General features: G+C 72.1%; 16 protein-coding genes and 1 pseudogene. 4 read left to right on the top strand and 13 right to left on the bottom strand.

All coding sequences use genetic code 11. The features are described 5' to 3' along the window. Window position 1 precedes the first annotated feature (1 nt). Window positions 2–331 (top strand): divalent-cation tolerance protein CutA, encoded by a 330-nt coding sequence (gene cutA / locus JAP66_RS18705; protein ID WP_199433075.1) that lies wholly within the window; start codon window positions 2–4, stop codon window positions 329–331. Between the two features lie 73 nt (window positions 332–404). On the opposite strand, the gene JAP66_RS18700 is transcribed toward cutA, so the two are convergent. From JAP66_RS18700 to JAP66_RS18670, 7 genes are all read right to left on the bottom strand, one after another. Beyond that, window positions 405–1,529: an acyl-CoA dehydrogenase family protein gene (locus JAP66_RS18700; RefSeq protein WP_199433074.1), complete on the bottom strand. Its 1,125-nt coding sequence runs from the start codon at window positions 1,527–1,529 to the stop codon at window positions 405–407. Next, entirely contained in the window at window positions 1,526–2,719 is a 1,194-nt protein-coding gene (locus JAP66_RS18695; protein ID WP_199433073.1) for an acyl-CoA dehydrogenase family protein, read from the bottom strand. Before JAP66_RS18695 ends, JAP66_RS18700 begins: the two co-directional genes overlap by 4 nt. Continuing rightward, the gene (locus JAP66_RS18690; RefSeq protein ID WP_199433072.1) at window positions 2,719–3,927 is read right to left on the bottom strand and encodes an acyl-CoA dehydrogenase family protein; all 1,209 of its coding nucleotides are present in this window, start codon (window positions 3,925–3,927) and stop codon (window positions 2,719–2,721) included. Before JAP66_RS18690 ends, JAP66_RS18695 begins: the two co-directional genes overlap by 1 nt. 8 nt (window positions 3,928–3,935) lie before the next feature. Beyond that, on the bottom strand, window positions 3,936–4,991 hold the full coding sequence (locus tag JAP66_RS18685) for a phosphotransferase family protein (protein WP_199433071.1): 1,056 nt from the start codon (window positions 4,989–4,991) through the stop codon (window positions 3,936–3,938). A 96-nt stretch (window positions 4,992–5,087) separates the two neighbouring features. After that, entirely contained in the window at window positions 5,088–5,549 is a 462-nt protein-coding gene (locus tag JAP66_RS18680; protein ID WP_199433070.1) for a MaoC family dehydratase, read from the bottom strand. Next, window positions 5,546–6,307, bottom strand: a complete 762-nt coding sequence (locus tag JAP66_RS18675; protein ID WP_199433069.1) for a beta-ketoacyl-ACP reductase — start codon at window positions 6,305–6,307, stop codon at window positions 5,546–5,548. Before JAP66_RS18675 ends, JAP66_RS18680 begins: the two co-directional genes overlap by 4 nt. A gap of 73 nt (window positions 6,308–6,380) precedes the next feature. Beyond that, complete coding sequence (locus JAP66_RS18670; RefSeq protein WP_199433068.1) at window positions 6,381–7,094, bottom strand: DUF998 domain-containing protein; 714 nt, start codon at window positions 7,092–7,094, stop codon at window positions 6,381–6,383. Between the two features lie 80 nt (window positions 7,095–7,174). Here JAP66_RS18670 and JAP66_RS18665 point away from each other — a divergent pair, with 80 nt between their 5' ends. Continuing rightward, window positions 7,175–8,725, top strand: a complete 1,551-nt coding sequence (locus JAP66_RS18665; RefSeq protein ID WP_199433067.1) for a phytoene desaturase family protein — start codon at window positions 7,175–7,177, stop codon at window positions 8,723–8,725. 22 nt (window positions 8,726–8,747) lie between these two features. On the opposite strand, the gene JAP66_RS18660 is transcribed toward JAP66_RS18665, so the two are convergent. Together JAP66_RS18660 and JAP66_RS18655 are read right to left on the bottom strand one after the other, a co-directional pair. Then, the gene (locus JAP66_RS18660) at window positions 8,748–10,331 is read right to left on the bottom strand and encodes a multicopper oxidase family protein (RefSeq protein ID WP_307849616.1); all 1,584 of its coding nucleotides are present in this window, start codon (window positions 10,329–10,331) and stop codon (window positions 8,748–8,750) included. A 54-nt stretch (window positions 10,332–10,385) separates the two neighbouring features. After that, complete coding sequence (locus tag JAP66_RS18655; RefSeq protein WP_199433066.1) at window positions 10,386–11,585, bottom strand: J domain-containing protein; 1,200 nt, start codon at window positions 11,583–11,585, stop codon at window positions 10,386–10,388. 162 nt (window positions 11,586–11,747) lie between these two features. On the opposite strand from JAP66_RS18655, the gene mmuM reads away from it, so the two are divergent. Together mmuM and JAP66_RS18645 are read left to right on the top strand one after the other, a co-directional pair. After that, window positions 11,748–12,650 (top strand): homocysteine S-methyltransferase, encoded by a 903-nt coding sequence (mmuM, locus tag JAP66_RS18650; RefSeq protein WP_199433065.1) that lies wholly within the window; start codon window positions 11,748–11,750, stop codon window positions 12,648–12,650. A 181-nt stretch (window positions 12,651–12,831) separates the two neighbouring features. Continuing rightward, the gene (locus tag JAP66_RS18645; protein ID WP_199433064.1) at window positions 12,832–13,620 is read left to right on the top strand and encodes a mechanosensitive ion channel family protein; all 789 of its coding nucleotides are present in this window, start codon (window positions 12,832–12,834) and stop codon (window positions 13,618–13,620) included. 70 nt (window positions 13,621–13,690) lie between these two features. Here the strand turns inward: JAP66_RS18645 and JAP66_RS18640 are convergent, their stop codons facing one another. The 4 genes and pseudogenes from JAP66_RS18640 to JAP66_RS18625 form a co-directional block, all read right to left on the bottom strand. After that, window positions 13,691–14,062: a DUF6401 family natural product biosynthesis protein gene (locus JAP66_RS18640; protein ID WP_199433063.1), complete on the bottom strand. Its 372-nt coding sequence runs from the start codon at window positions 14,060–14,062 to the stop codon at window positions 13,691–13,693. Between the two features lie 48 nt (window positions 14,063–14,110). Next, a pseudogene (locus JAP66_RS18635) lies at window positions 14,111–14,417 on the bottom strand (gas vesicle protein K). Then, complete coding sequence (locus tag JAP66_RS18630; protein WP_199433062.1) at window positions 14,410–14,610, bottom strand: gas vesicle protein; 201 nt, start codon at window positions 14,608–14,610, stop codon at window positions 14,410–14,412. The pseudogene JAP66_RS18635 and the gene JAP66_RS18630 overlap by 8 nt, the downstream one beginning before the upstream one ends. Further along, on the bottom strand, window positions 14,610–15,389 hold the full coding sequence (locus JAP66_RS18625; protein ID WP_199433061.1) for a GvpL/GvpF family gas vesicle protein: 780 nt from the start codon (window positions 15,387–15,389) through the stop codon (window positions 14,610–14,612). The genes JAP66_RS18630 and JAP66_RS18625 overlap by 1 nt, the downstream gene beginning before the upstream one ends. Between the last annotated feature and the right edge of the window lies 1 nt (window position 15,390).

Raw genomic sequence — 15,390 nt, 5'->3', positions numbered from 1 at the left:
CATGCCTGCGGATCACGTCATCGTCGCGACCACCACGGACTCCGAGGAAGCCGCGCGCAAGCTCGCGGCGAGCACCGTCGAGGCGAACCTCGGCGCGTGTGCCCAGATCGTCGGCCCCATCACCAGTGTCTTCCGGTGGGAGGACGCGGTGGAGACCGCGCGGGAGTGGCGGGTGGAGGTCAAGACCGCCGCCGACCGGGCCGGTGCGCTCGTGGAGCACCTCACGGCACAGCACACCTACGACGTGCCCGAGGTGATCGTCACGCCGATCACCGGCGGCCACGCCGAGTACCTGTCCTGGCTGGTCACCGAGACGCGCCCGGCCTCGTGAGTGCCTACGCAAGCCGGGTGCGGGTGTCCCGCAGGACACCGTGAACTCGCGTGCGCACTCACGAGGGGCGGCGCTAGGCGGGGAGGTCGACCAGGTCCGCCAGCCGGTCCCGGTGCCGGCCCGGCGCTCCGAGTGCGATCTCGTTCGCCTTCGCCCGCTTGAGGTAGAGGTGCGCCGGGTGTTCCCAGGTCATCCCGATCCCGCCGTGCAGCTGGACGCATTCCTCGGCGGCGTGCACGGCCACCGTCGCGCAGTAGGACTGCGCGACGGCCACCGCCACCCCGGTGTCCGGGTTGCCGGTGGCGAGCGCGTCGGCCGCGTAGCGCGCCGCCGCCCGCGCGGCGACGAGTTCCAGCCACAGGTCGGCGAGCCGGTGCTTGAGCGCCTGGAACGAGCCGACCGGGCGGCCGAACTGGTAGCGCTCGCGCACGTACCGCACCGTCTCCTGCAGGCACCACTCGGCGATGCCGAGCTGTTCCGAGGCGAGTAGTCCCGCGCCGGTGAGCAGCGCCTGCCCCAGGGCGTCCGCCGCCCGTTCCGGCCCGGCGAGCAGGCGCCCGCCCGCCTCGGTGAGCGTCACGTCGGCGATCCGCCGGGTCAGATCGAGCGGCACCAGCTCCGACACCGAGACCCCGGCCGTGCCGGTGTCCACCGCGTACAGCGCGGGACCGTCCGGGCCGGTCGCGGGCACCACGAGCACATCGGCGGCCTGCGCGTCGGCGACCGTACCCACCCGGCCGGTCAGCCCGCCGTCGCCGGAGGCCCGGACCGACTGCGGGAACGGCGCGCCCGGCGCGGTGGACAGCGGCACGGCGAGCGCGCCGGTCGCCTCGCCGGAGGCCAGGCGGCGCAGCAGCCCGGCGGCGGCCTCGCGCTCGGGGTCGGTGCCCAGCAGCGCGGACGTGGCCAGCACCGCGCTGCCCAGGAACGGCACCGGCGCGACGCTGCGGCCGAGCTCTTCGAGCACCAGTGCGGTCTCCCGGGCGGAGGCGCCCTGGCCGCCGCGTTCCTCCGGCACGTGCAGCCCGGCGGTGCCGAGCTCGGCGCCGAGGGTGCGCCACAGCTTCGTGTCGTACGGCTCGCCGCTCTCCACCCTGGCCAGCAGCGCCGCAGGCTCGCAGCGATCGGCGAGGAGGTCCCGCACGCTCGCGCGCAGGTCGTTCTCGACGTCGGAGTAGAGCAGGTCGGGAGTGCTCATCGGGGCAGGTCCTTCCAGGCGACGTCCTTGTCCACACGCGGCTCGGGCGGCAGGCCGAGCACCCGCTCGGCGATGATGTTGCGCAGGATCTCCGAGGTGCCGCCCTCGATGGAGTTGCCCTTCGCCCGCAGGTAGCGGTACCCGGCCTCGCGGCCGGTGAAGTCGACGAGCTCCGGCCTGCGCATCGACCAGTCGTCGTAGCGCAGCCCCTCGTCGCCGAGCAGCTCCACCTCCAGCCCGGACAGCGCCTGGTTGAGCCGCGCGAACGCCAGCTTCATCCCGGAGCCCTCCGGCCCCGGCTCGCCCACCGCGAGCTGCTGGCGCAGCCGGGTCCCGGCGAGCCGGAACGCCTCCGCCTCGGCCCACAGCCGCAGCAGCCGGTCGTGCAGGTCGGGCGCGCGCAGCTCGGGCCGCTCCCGCCAGGTGCGGGCGACGGTGCCGACCATGCCGCCCTCCCGGGGCATCGCGCTGCCGCCGATGGCGACCCGCTCGTTCATCAGCGTGGTCTGCGCGACCTTCCAGCCCTCGCCGACCTCGCCGAGCCGATGTGCGTCCGGGATCCGGGCGCCGGTGAGGAAAACCTCGTTGAACTCGGCCTCGCCGGTGATCTGGCGCAGCGGCCGCACCTCGACGCCGGGATCGGTCATGTCACACACGAAGTAGGTCATGCCCTGGTGCTTGGGCACGTCCGGATCCGTGCGCGCGACCAGGATGCCCCACCGCGCGGTGTGCGCGGTCGAGGTCCAGACCTTCTGCCCGGTCACCACCCACTCGTCACCGTCACGGACCGCGCGGGTGCCGAGCGCGGCCAGGTCCGACCCGGCGCCCGGCTCGCTGAACAGCTGGCACCAGACCTCCTCGCCCGTCCACAGTGGACGTAGGAAGCGGCGTTTCTGCTCGTCCGTGCCGAACCGGAGGATGGTCGGTGCCGCCATGCCGAGGCCGATGCCGATCCGGCGCGGGTTGTTGCTCGGCGCTCCCGCCGCCGTGAGCTCGGTCTCCACCACGTTCTGCAGCTCGCGATAGGTGTTCAGGCCGCCCAGGCCGACCGGGAAGTGCACCCAGGCCAGCCCGGCGTCGAAGCGGGCGCGCAGGAACTCCAGGCGGTCGGTGGTCCGCGGATCGTGCTGCTCCAGCAGCGCCCGTACCCGCTCGCGGATTTCGTCGGCGGTGATCGTGGGTTCGCTCATCACAGGTACCTCTTGAGTTCACGGCGGGCCATCGAGCGCTTGTGCACCTCGTCCGGGCCGTCGGCCAGCCGAAGCATGCGCGCGGACGTCCAGAGCGAGGCCAGCGGGAAGTCCTGGCTGACCCCGCCCGCGCCGTGCGTCTGGATCGCCTTGTCCAGGATCCACTCGACCGATGCGGGGGTGGCGATCTTGATCGCCTGGATCTCCGAGTGCGCGCCCCGGTTGCCGACCTGGTCCATCATCCACGCGGTCTTGAACACCAGCAGCCGCAGTTGCTCGACACGGACCCGTGACTCGGCGATCCACTCCTGGATCACGCCCTGCTCGGCGAGCGTCTTCCCGAACGCGACGCGGGAAACGGCCCGGCGGCACATCAGCTCGATCGCACGCTCCGCCATGCCGATCAGCCGCATGCAGTGGTGGATGCGGCCGGGCCCGAGCCGCGCCTGCGCGATCGCGAAGCCACCGCCCTCCTCGCCGACCAGGTTCTCGGCGGGCACCCGCACGTTGTCGAAGACGATCTCGGCGTGCCCGCCGTGGTCGCCGTCGCCGTAGCCGAACACGGACATGCCGCGTTTGATGTGCATGCCCGGCGTGTTGCGGGGCACGAGCACCATGCTCTGCTGCCGGTGCGTCTCGGCGTCCGGGTTCGTCTTGCCCATGACGATGATGATCTGGCAGTTGGGGTTCATCGCGCCGGAGATGAACCACTTGCGCCCGTTGATGACGTAGTCGTCGCCGTCGCGCTCGATGCGGGTCGCGATGTTGCTGGCGTCGGAGGAGGCGACGTCCGGCTCGGTCATGGCGAACGCCGAGCGGATCTCCCCTTCGAGCAGGGGGTCCAGCCACTGCTTGCGCTGCTTCTCGTTGCCGAACTCGGCGAGCAGTTCCATGTTGCCGGTGTCGGGGGCTGCGCAGTTCATCGCGGCCGGAGCGAGTGCGGGGCTGCGGCCGGTGATCTCGGCCAGTGGCGCGTACTGCATGTTGGTGAGCCCGGCGCCGAGCTCGCCGGGCAGGAAGAAGTTCCACAGTCCGCGCTTGCGGGCCTCGGCCTTCAGCTCCTGCAGGACCGGAACCGGTTCCCACGGGTTGCCGCGGGCGGCCAGCTGCTCGCCGAACACCGGCTCGGCCGGGTAGACGTGCTCGTCCATGAACGACTGGAGCCGTTCGCGGTACTCCTCGGTCGTGGCGTCGAACGAGAAATCCATCAGTCCTCCTAGTTTTTCCGGACGCTTCGGCCGAGCGTGTGCACGTCCTGCCCGAGGACGGAGTTGCCGTGTGCCACGAGCGGGGGGACGCCTGCACCGATGTCGTCGAAGCCCTCGCCGACCGTCTGGCCGTGGCTGAAGCGGTAGTGGATGCCCTCCAGGATCACGGCCAGCTTGAAGAACGCGAAGCCGACGTACCAGTCGAGCGTGGAGACGTCCCGCCCGGAGAGCCGTGCGTAGCGGGAGATCACCTCGTCGGTCCCGGGATAGCCGGGTGCCGAGCTGACGTTGCTGACGATCTGCAGGTCGAGTGCGTCTCGCTCGGCGTAGGCGACCAGGAGCGCCAGGTCGGTCAGCGGATCGCCGATCGTGGACATCTCCCAGTCGAGCACGGCCTTGATCCGGTAGTCGTCGCCGACGAGAACGTTGTCGAGCCGGTAGTCACCGTGCACGATCGCCGGCGCAGGCGATTCCGGGACGCGTGCGGCGAGGCGGTCGTGCAGCGTGTCGATGCCGGGCAGGTCGCGGCTGCGGGAGGCGTCGAGCTGCTTCTTCCACCGGCGCAGCTGGCGCTCCAGGAAGCCCTCCGGCCTGCCGAAGTCGGCGAGGCCCACCGTCGCGGGATCCACGGCGTGCAGCTCGACCAGCGTGTCGATCAGCTCGTCCGCGATCGCCCTGGTGCGGCCGGGGCCGAGCGCGGCGAGCTCCTCCCTGGCCCGGTACGGCGTGCCGGGCACGTACTCCATGACGTAGAACTGCGCCCCGAGTACCGACTCGTCCTCGCACAGCAACAGCGTGGCCGGCACGGGTACCGCGGTGTCACCGAGCGCGCTCATCACCCGGTGCTCGCGCTTCATGTCGTGCGCGGTCGGCAGTACGTGGCCCAGCGGGGGCCGCCGCACGACCCACCGGTTCGTGCCGTCGCTCACCACGTACGTCAGGTTCGATCGGCCGCCCTTCACGACCTCGGCGCTCAGCGGCGCCGTCACGAGCCCCGGCAGTTCCCGGTCGAGGTGACCGCGCAACCGGTTCAGGTCGAGACCCGGCGGGTCCTCGTTGCTCATCCGACCTCCTTGTCAGTGACCGGACCGACAGTACCGACCGGTCGGTATGCCGGGGAGACCCGGCGGGCGCCGGCATGTCCGTGCCCGGGCGGCCCGTCAGGGAACCAGTATGGCCACCGTCTCGGCCACGCAGGCGGGCTTCTCCTCGCCGTCGATCTCGATCGTCCACCGTACGAGCGCCTGCTTGCCCTGGCTGGCGTCGCTGATCTCGGTGAGCTCGGCGGTCGCCCGAACCTTCGAGCCGACCTTCACGGGCTGCGGGAAGCGGACCTTGTTCACGCCGTAGTTGATCCCCATGCTCAGGTTGTCCACCCGGTAGATCTCCTTGCCCAGCATGGGGATCAGCGAAAGGGTGAGATAGCCGTGCGCGATGGGGGCGCCGAAGGGCCCCTTGGCGGCCCGCTCCGGGTCGACGTGGATCCACTGGTGATCGCCCGTGGCGTCGGCGAACAGGTTCACCTGTTCCTGGGTCACCGTATGCCAGTCGCTCCTGCCGAGCTGCTCGCCGACGGCGCCCGCGAACTCGTCGAGGCCGGCGAAAACACGCGGCTCACTCATGCCTTCGGTCCTCCCGCCACGTAGATGACCTGGCCGGAGACGAACGAAGCCTGGTCACTGACCAGGAACGACGCGACGTTGGCGATGTCCTCGGGCTGGCCCACCCTGCGTACCGGGATCTCCTGCGCGGCCGCCTTCTGGAACTCGTCGAACGGCATGCCCACCCGCTCGGCGGTCTGCGCGGTCATGTCGGTGACGATGAACCCGGGAGCGATCGCGTTGACGGTCACGCCGAACTTGCCGAGCTCGATCGCCAGCGTCTTGGTGAAGCCCTGCAGGCCCGCCTTCGCGGTGGAGTAGTTGGCCTGGCCGCGGTTGCCGAGCGCGGACACGCTGGAGAGGTTCACGATGCGCCCCCAGCCCTGCTCGGTCATGTGCTTCTGCACCGCACGGCTCATCAGGAAGGAGCCGCGAAGGTGAACACCGAGCACCGAGTCCCAGTCGGTGTCCGACATCTTGAACAGCAGGTTGTCCCGCGTGATACCGGCGTTGTTGACCAGCACCGTGGGTGCGCCGAGCTGCTTGGCGACGGTGTTGACGGCTGCCTCGACCGACTCGGTGTCGCTGACGTCCAGGCCCACGCCGACCGCGCGGCCACCGTCGGCACCGATCGCCTCGGCGCCGGCCTTGCAGCTCGCCTCGTCGAGGTCGAGCAGACCGACGGCGAACCCGTCGGCGGCGAGCCGCCGCGCGACGGCCGCGCCGATGCCGCGGCCCGCACCGGTGACGATCGCGACACGGGAAGGGGACTCTGTCACTGGTTCCTCCTCATCGAGTAAGCGTGCGCTTAGGAAGGTACTAGTAGCGTACCGCGACGCGCTGTGATCCCCGTCATGCGTGTCGGCCGCTACGGCACCTGGACACCCTCGTCGCGACGGGGTCGGGAGCGCTCGCCGGCGCGCGGAGCTGGCCGAGGGTGAGGGCCACGACCGCGAGCACCTCGTTGAGCGCCAGCATGCGCTCGACCAGCCCGAGCGGGATGCTCCGCCACCACGGGGGGCCGCCGGCGAGCATCACGACGACCGCGCCGATGATCACGCCGAACCACAGCAGCGAGGTGAACGCGAGCCATCGCGTCAACCGGCGTGGGCCGGGGGAGTGCGGGTAGGCGGCCCGCGCCGCCAGCAGCACCGCGAGCGGCAGGCAGACGAACGCCACGATGCTCGCGTACCGGTGGATCGTGCCCTCGATGCTCGGGCCGACCGACCAGTCCGTCTTCGGGAAGACGACGATCGCGAGCAGGCCCGCCGTCCACAACGCCGCGAAGACCGTGTTGCCGGACAGCGGCCGGACGAGCCCGCGCCGGACGAGCGTGCCGAACGCCATGGCGGAGCCGCCGGCGATCAGCAGGACGGCGACGCCGAAGACCCAGCCGACCGGGCCGAGCGCGTACTCGCTGATCGTGCGCCGCACCGGGTCGATGTCGCTGGTCGCCGGCAGCACCTGCAACAGTGCCATCAGCACGATTCCGCCGAGCAGGGCGGCGAGCGCCGCCGCCGGAAGTGCCCGGGAACCGGTGTTCGCGGCCGGTCTGTCCTCCGGCATCCGGACTCCTCCCCGTGATCGGGCTCCCTGTGATCGGACCCTGTGCCAGGCTATCGGGAGGGGGTGTGAAGGGACGGTAGATGGAAAGCCATGACGTCGTGATCGTCGGCGGCGGCCACAACGGTCTCGTCGCCGCCGCCTACCTCGCCCGGGCGGGCCGGTCGGTACTGCTGCTGGAACGCCGCGGCGAGCCGGGCGGTGCCGCGGTGTCGTTCCGCGCCTTCCCCGGCGTGGACGTGCGGCTCTCGCGCTACTCCTACCTGGTCAGCCTGTTGCCGGGGAAGATCGTGGCGGACCTCGGGCTTTCCGTGGAGCTGCGCAGGCGGCGCATCTCGTCGTACACCCCGGCCGGGCGGACCGGCCTGCTCGTCGACACCGCCGACGACGCCCGCACCGCGGCGTCGTTCGCGCGGGTGTGCGGCACGGCCGCCGACCTCGTGGCGTGGAAACGGTTCTACACGCTGGCCGGCCGGGTCGCCGAACGTGTGTTCCCGACCCTGACCGAACCGCTGCCCGCCAGGTCGCGGCTGCGCGAGCGGGTCGGTGACGAGGAAGCCTGGAGGATGCTCTTCGAGGAGCCGGTCAGCGCGGCGATCGAGGGGCGCTTCGCCGACGACACCGTGCGGGGCGTCGTGCTGACCGACGCGCTGATCGGCACGTTCGCCGCCGCGGACGCCCCGGACCTGCGGCAGAACCGCTGCCTGCTCTACCACCTGATCGGCAACGGCACCGGTGACTGGGACGTGCCGGTCGGCGGGATGGGAGCGCTCACCTCGGCGCTGGCCGGGACCGCGCGGGCGGCCGGTGCGCGGCTGCGGACGAGCGCTGAGGTGCTCTCGATCGACCCGGCGGGGGAGGTGCGTTACCGGCACCGGGACGGCGAGCACGTCGCCGCCGCAGGGCACGTGCTGGTGAACGTGGCGCCGAGCCGGCTCGCCACCCTGCTCGGCGAGCCGCCGGAGCAGGCCGAGGGCGCCCAGCTGAAGGTCAACATGGTGCTGCGCAGGCTGCCCCGGCTCAAGGACCGGAACGTCGATCCGCGGGACGCCTTCGCGGGTACCTTCCACGTCAACGAGAGCTACGATCAGCTCGCCGCCGCCTACGCGCAGGCTCGCGGCGGCACGATCCCCGCCGTGCCACCGTGTGAGGTCTACTGCCACTCACTGACCGACCCGTCCGTGCTCGGCCCGGCCGAACGAGCGGCCGGTGCGCACACGCTGACACTGTTCGGGCTACACATGCCGGCCCGCCTCTTCGCGGGCCGCAACGAGCCGGCCCGCGAGCGGGCGCTGCGGGCGACGCTGGCTTCATTCGACAGCGTCCTCGCCGAGCCGATCGAGGACTGCCTGTGGCGCGACGCCGACGGCAACCCGTGCCTGGAGGCGAAGACGCCGCTGGACCTGGAGCGGGAGCTCGGGCTGCCCGCGGGGCACATCTTCCACCGGGACCTGTCCTGGCCCTTCGCCGCCACTCCGGAGCAGGCCGGTACCTGGGGGGTCGAGACCGGGCACGACCGGATCCTGCTGTGCGGCGCCGGTGCCGTCCGGGGTGGCGGGGTGAGCGGCATTCCCGGGCACAACGCGGCGATGGCGGTGCTGCGCGGGCCGGTGCCCGGGAACCGCTCACGCTGACCGGGCTCACCCCCTGCCGCCGTCACCCGTGGTCGTGGCCGCCGGTCCGGAGGGTGCGCGGCACGCTGTCCTCGCGGCCGGGCGGGACGATCACGAACTGGCCCATCATGCCCTTGTCCTCGTGGTAGAGCAGATGGCAGTGGTACATGTACGGGACCTCGGGATCGACGTCGGTGCCGAACTCCACCACCAGCCGCACCTCCTCACCGGGAGGGACGTACACGGTGTCCTTGCGGCCGGCGAGCCACGAGGGCGGTGGCTCACCGCCGATGTCCAGGATCCGGAACGCGACGTCGTGGATGTGGAAGCTGTGCGGGTTCCTGCCCCCACGGATCTCCCAGACCTCGGTGGCTCCCGCGGACACCACCTCGTCGACGCGGGACATGTCCATCTTCTTGCCGTTGATGCTCCTTCCACCGAGGTCGAACCGCCGTACCGGTGCACCGGGCCGAGGTTCGGGCGGCTCGCCGCGGGAGAGTTCGGCCGGCACCCCGGGGCTGGGCGCGATGCCGGCCGGTGCCCGGAGCTGGATGAGGTCGAAGGTGTCGTCCCCGCCGGCGAACCGATCGCCGGGAAAGCCCGCGCCCAGCCCACCGGGGAAACTGCGCAGGACCGGCGACTCGCCGGGTGCCAGGCGGACCACCAGCTCGACGCGCTCGCCCGGTGACACGACGACCCGGTCGCGCGGGGCCGGCACAGGCAGCAACCCGCTGTCGGTGCCGATCACCCGGAAGTCGCGGCCGTCGTCGAAGCCCAGGTTGTAGACGCGTGCCGGGGACGCGTTGAGCACCCGCAGCCGCGTCAGCGTCCGGGAGACCTCGAAGTGGGGATCGTGGGTGCCGTTGACCAGGATCTCATCGCCGAGGATGCCGGTGGCCCCGGCGCCCACTCCCCCGGCGAGTGAGGAGGCGCGGCTGAAGTCCAGCTCGCCGTCCTCGTCGAACCTCTTGTCCTGGATGATCAGCGGTACGTCGTCGACGCCGTACTCACCGGGCAGGTCGAGCCGGCCGGACTCCGGATCGTCGAGGAGGAACATGCCGGACACGCCCCGGTAGACGTGCTCGGCGGTGTGGCCGTGCGGATGGGGGTGGTACCACAGGCTCGCGCCGGGCTGCCTGATCGTCCACTGTGGAGACCAGGTCTCGCCGGGGGCGATCTCCTGGTGCGGCCCGCCGTCCGTCCGCGCGGGCAGGCGCATCCCGTGCCAGTGCAGCGTCGAGGCTTCCGGCAGATCGTTGGTGACGTGCATGACGACGCGGTCGCCCGTGCTCGCCCGCAGTGTCGGGCCGAGGTGTGCGCCGTTCACGCCCCACGTCTCCGTGTCGTGCCCGGGCAGGAGCTCGCTGCGTCCGGTACGCAGCCTCAGGTCGAAGTGCTTGCGTCCCTGCGCGTCGACGGTGGGTTCGAGTACCGGCGGCACGGCGACGGGGTTGCCGAACGTCAGCTCGCCCAGGTTGCTCTGGCGCGCGTCCTGGTACGCGACGGTGAACACCGCGCCGAAGAACGCGCCGAACGGCACGAGCGCCAGCGCACCGATCAGGAGTAGCTTGCCGAATAGGCCGCGGCGGCGCCAGAAGTGCCGCGGCGGCGAGGGATGCGTCTTCACGCCCCGAGCAGACCAGCCGGCGCCCGGCCGTCGCTTCCGGAACGCCCCTGACTTTCACCCCGAACCCCGGCCCCCGGGATCCCGTACGCCCCTGGTCGTACCGGCGACCTGGCCGAGTACCACCCGGAAAACGCTACGGTCCACTGTGTATGGTTCGACGGCGAGCCAGTCGCCGATCTCGCGGACGAACCGCTCCGGGGCCATCGGCGCCGCGGCGCCGGTCGCCGCACCGGTGCTGAGCGCGCCGCTGCGGCTCGGGTACAGCACGAGGGCGCCGCGCACCTCCACCTCCGGCAGCAGCGCCCGGAAGGCGTCGACGCCGTCGGCGAGCCTGCTGCCGCCACCGCGGAAACGCTGCCCGTTGCGCAGGAGGGTACCTGCGGCGTCGGTGGTGTAGTGCCCCGGCAGCCACAGCTTGGACTCGATCAGCACGAGCCGCCGCCCGCACAGCACGGCGTGGTCGATGTCGGCGAAGACCGAGTCCGGCCAGGCGAGGCCGTGGAAGATCCGCACGCCTGGTAGCCGGGTGAGGTAACGCGACAGCAGGTCGGCCGTCAGCCGCTCACCGGCCTGGTCGCGGTCCGCGCCCGGGCGGCCGAACACCGTCCGGCCGCCGAACTCGTCGCGAAACGCCCGTGCGGTCCGCACTGACGAGCGGTGGTGCCGCATCAGCCGCCGTCCCGCGACGAGCGCGGCGACGACGAGCACCAGCCAGCAGACCAGCAGCGGCGTGGAGAACTCGACGGGAAGCAGCGGCGGCGCCGCGAGCAGCGCCAGCCCGCCTGCCGCTGCCGCCCACGGCGCGTGGCCGGGTGCGCCGGGATGCGCGTAGTGCACCCGCTCGCGGGCGTCGACCAGGCCCCACCAGGGAATGGTGTCCACGTCGATGCGGACCGGCGGTGGTGCGAAACCGGGGTCCTCGCCGAACCGCCTGCCCCGGTGCGCGCGGCCCGGCGCCCGGCGCCTGGCCCGGGTGGCCGTGGTGGCGGCCGGGTCCCGGGCCGCACCGTTCGCTTCGTCGTCGCGCCCGGTGGCGTCGTCGTCGCTGTCGCTGTCGCCGTCCCGGTCGTACTCCGCGCGGCGGGCCGGGTCGTTGAGTGTCTCGTATGCCTCCCGCAGCAGCCGGAACGTGCCTGCGGTACCACCGGTGTCCGGGTGCATGCTCCTGGCGAGCGTGCGGTAGGCCGACTTGATCTGCGCGTGGGTGGCGTCCGGCCGCACACCCAGCAGCTCGTAGTAGTCGACGTCGTCCACGCAGTCCTCCGCTTGGTAGCGCGCACACAATATGGCGTCCCCGGCCGCACGCGGGCACCGGCCGCCCGGCACGTCGGGGTGGAATCGGGGTGTGCTAATGCCGGTCCACGTGGGTGTCCGGGTGTATCGCGAGCCGGTCCGGCACGGCTACGCTTTGTCCCTGTGCGACCCGGTGACCTCGATGCGGGCCCGATCGTGCTCGACGGCGGCCTGGCCACGGAGCTGGAGGCACGCGGGCACGACCTCTCCGACGAGCTGTGGTCGGCGCGCCTGCTCGCCGACGCACCGGCCGGGATCGTCGCCGCGCACGTCGCGTTCTTCCTGGCTGGTGCCGAGGTCGCGACGACGGCGAGCTACCAGGCGAGTTTTCCCGGCTTCGCCGCGCACGGCATCGACCGGGCCGAGGCGGCGACACTGCTGCGCCGCAGCGTCGAGCTGGCCCGGACGGCGCGTGAGCAGGTGCGGGACCGGGTCGCGGACGGCAGGCGCCGGTGGGTCGCGGCGTCCGCCGGTCCGTACGGCGCGCTGCTCGCCGACGGCTCGGAGTACCGGGGGCGCTACGGCCTGACCCGGCGCGAGCTGGTCGCCTTCCACCGCCCGCGGCTGGAGGTGCTCGCCGAGGCCGGCCCCGACGTGCTCGCACTGGAGACCGTGCCCGACATCGACGAGGCCGTCGCACTGGTCGAGGCGCTCGGCGCGGTGGACGTTCCCGCGTGGCTGTCGTACACGATCGCCGGCGGGCGCACCCGCGCCGGCCAGCCGCTCGACGAGGCGTTCGCCGTGGTGGCCGGATGCGAGCAGATCCTCGCGGTGGGCGTGAACTGCTGCGCCCCGGACGAGGTGGCCGGGGCGGTGGAGCTGGCGCGGGAGGTCACCGGCAAACCAGTGGTGTGCTACCCCAACAGCGGGGAGCGCTGGGACGCCGCGCGGCGGCGGTGGACGGGGGAGTCGCGGTTCCGCACCGACCACGTTGGACACTGGCTCTCCGCCGGCGCGGCCCTGCTCGGTGGCTGCTGCCGGGTCGGCCCGCCCGACATCGCGGCGCTGTGCCGGGCCGTGCGCTGAGGGTGGATCCCGGATTCACCTGATGGGGCGGAGTTCGGCCGTTCGGGAAGCTGTGCGTAAGTGTGCGTGTGAGCCTGAGGCTCGCGGGGTACCCCCGGCTGGTCCACCAGCGACACAACTGCAGACGGTTTCCGGCCGAGCGCTCAGTAGCCTGCCGGCCGCAGAAGGGAAGTGGAACCGGATGAACATAACGGAATCCTTCAACGACGCCCTCGGGGCGGTGATCACCTTCCTGCCGAAGTTCGTCGCGTTCGTGGTGATCCTGCTCGTCGGGTGGTTGGTCGCCAAGGGACTGCGCAAGCTGGTGAACATGGTGCTCGACCGGCTCAACTTCGATCGGGCCGCCGAGCGGGGCGGCATCAAGCGTGCACTCGCCCGGTCGAAGTACGATGCCAGCGGGCTCGTCGCGGCGTTGGTCTACTACGCCGTGCTGCTGGTCGCGCTCCAGATCGCGTTCGGAGTCTTCGGCCCGAACCCGGTGAGCGCGCTGCTGACCGGGATCGTGGCCTGGCTGCCGCGGGCGATCGTCGCGATCGTGATCGTCGTCGTGGCCGCCGCGATCGCCAACGCCGTTCGTGATCTCGTCGGCAGCGCGCTCGGCGGGCTGAACTACGGCGCGTTCCTCGCCAGGGTCGCGCAGGTCTTCATCATCGCGCTCGGGGTCATCGCCGCTCTGAACCAGATCGGGGTCGCGACGGCTGTCACCACCCCGGTGCTGATCGCGGTGCTCGCCACCGTGGGTGGCGTGATCGTGGTGGGTGTCGGCGGCGGCATGGTGCGCCCGATGCAGCAGCGCTGGGACCGCTGGCTGAACCGGGCGGAGGAGGAGCTGCCCAACGCCAAGTCGCAGACGCAGGCGTACCAGCGTGGCCGCGAGGACGCGTCCCGGGCGCAGACCGAGGAGCCGCCCACGCAGCCGACGCCGCAGCAGCAGCCGGCGGGGCAGGCGCCGCCCGAGTACCCGCGGTAGCAGTCGGGGACGCCCCCAATGCGGCATTGGTAGCGCTGAGCGCTACCAATGCCGCATTGGGGGCAGAAAATCAGAAGAACAGCAGCGGGTCGGCGTCGCCACCGGCGACCACGACCGGCGCCGCCACGGCCAGCAGGCACACGGCGATCAGCCGCAGGCTCACCCAGTCGGGGGTCCACGAGGCGTGACCGGGCAGCCGCCAGCCCGACTCGGCGGCCACGTCCTGGACGCCGCGGGCGTATCCGGCGAGCTCGGCGGCACTGACCCGGCCACCGCTGAGCGTGAGGATGTCGCGGACGGAGGCGGCGTGCTGGTCGACGGCGGCGAGCAGGCCGGGCGCCAGCGAGCCGAGGCGCAGCCCGGCGTGCCCCAGCCGGTCCGCCAGCGACGCCAGCTCACGGCGCGCGGCGGACTCGTGCCAGACGTTCAGCCACCTGCTCATCGCCCGGTATCATACGAACGACCCCACCGCATCCGGAAGGCGGGTGGATCACTCCGTCGTGAGGAGCGGTCCCAGCGGACCCAGATCGATGTCGAGGTCCTCGGCGCCCAGCCCGAAATGCTCGCGGAGCTCGGCCATCCGCTCCTCGAGCCGCATCAGCGTGAGGCCGATCCGCTCCACCTGGGCATCGGTGAGGCCGCCGTCATCGACCCGGCGAAAGCGCCTGCCGCTCCATGAGCTGCCGCAGCAGCTCGATGATCGTGAGCACGAGCCCGGCCAGCCCGCGTTCCACCGACTCGGGGTCGGAGTCGATCCGCTCGGCCAGCGGGTTCCGGCGGCCGGGGGTGTCAGGCATCCGCCACACCCCGCTCCAGCGTGCTCGCGGAAGTGAGCAGGGCCCGCAGCGACAGGTGCACCAGATCGACGTCGGCGATCGCGAGCGTGATCTCACCGGAGACGACGACGCCGCCGGCCAGTACCCGGTCGAGCAGATCGACCAGCGCGATCCGGCGCTCCGGGCCCGCCTGCACCGCTTCGGGTTCCGTCATCACTCCTCCAGCACCTCCAGCACTGTTGTCGAGAACGAGTACGGCGGCCACGGTCCGGTCAGTTCGAGCGAGACCCCGCTCCGCTCGCCGTCCAGGTCGCTGACGGCGGCGGCGAACTCGTCGGCTCGCGCGTCGTCGACCAGGTAGGAGCCGTTGAGCACCATCCACGCCCGCTGCCCGGACAGGTTCGGGTCCTGAGGGGCGTGCCGCCTGCCCGCGACCGACAGGTCGGTGAGTGCGGCGTGCAGCCGCCCGGCGTGCTCGGCCGCCGTGCGCTCGGCGCTCTCCCTCGCCGACAGCTGCGCTCGTCGCCGGAGCAGGTAGGCCGTACCGGAACCCCGCCCGGCGGCTGCCTCGTCGCCGGACCGCGGCGGCGCGGCGAGCGCGTCGGGATCGGCGTAGCCCTTCACCCCCCACTCGGTCCGCCCGGCCAGCCGGTCGAGCGCGACCGCGAACTCGGTTCGCCGGTCGGCCAGCAGCACGCGTACCCGCTCGTCGCCGAGGTACACGGTGGCGAGCCGGAGCGGAACGGCCGCGGTGGCCGACCGCGCGACGGTGTGCACGACCGCGTCGTGGGCCCGTGCCGTCGCCGCGAGCCAGTCGAGGTCTTCGAGGTTGCGCCGCAGCGGTTGCTCGCCGTACTCGGCGAGATCGACCGTGCTGACGACGGCGACCAGGCCGGCTGCCTCCACCGTGCGGGCCGGCTCGCCCCCACCCAGCGCGATGACCCCGCGTACCGGAGCCAGGGGCAGGCCGAGGATTAGCGACAGAAGGCCCATC

Source organism: Qaidamihabitans albus, assembly GCF_016464705.1.
In the GTDB taxonomy this organism is placed as follows: Bacteria; Actinomycetota; Actinomycetes; order Mycobacteriales; family Pseudonocardiaceae; genus Qaidamihabitans; species Qaidamihabitans albus.
This window is presented reverse-complemented; position numbering and strand designations above follow the sequence as displayed.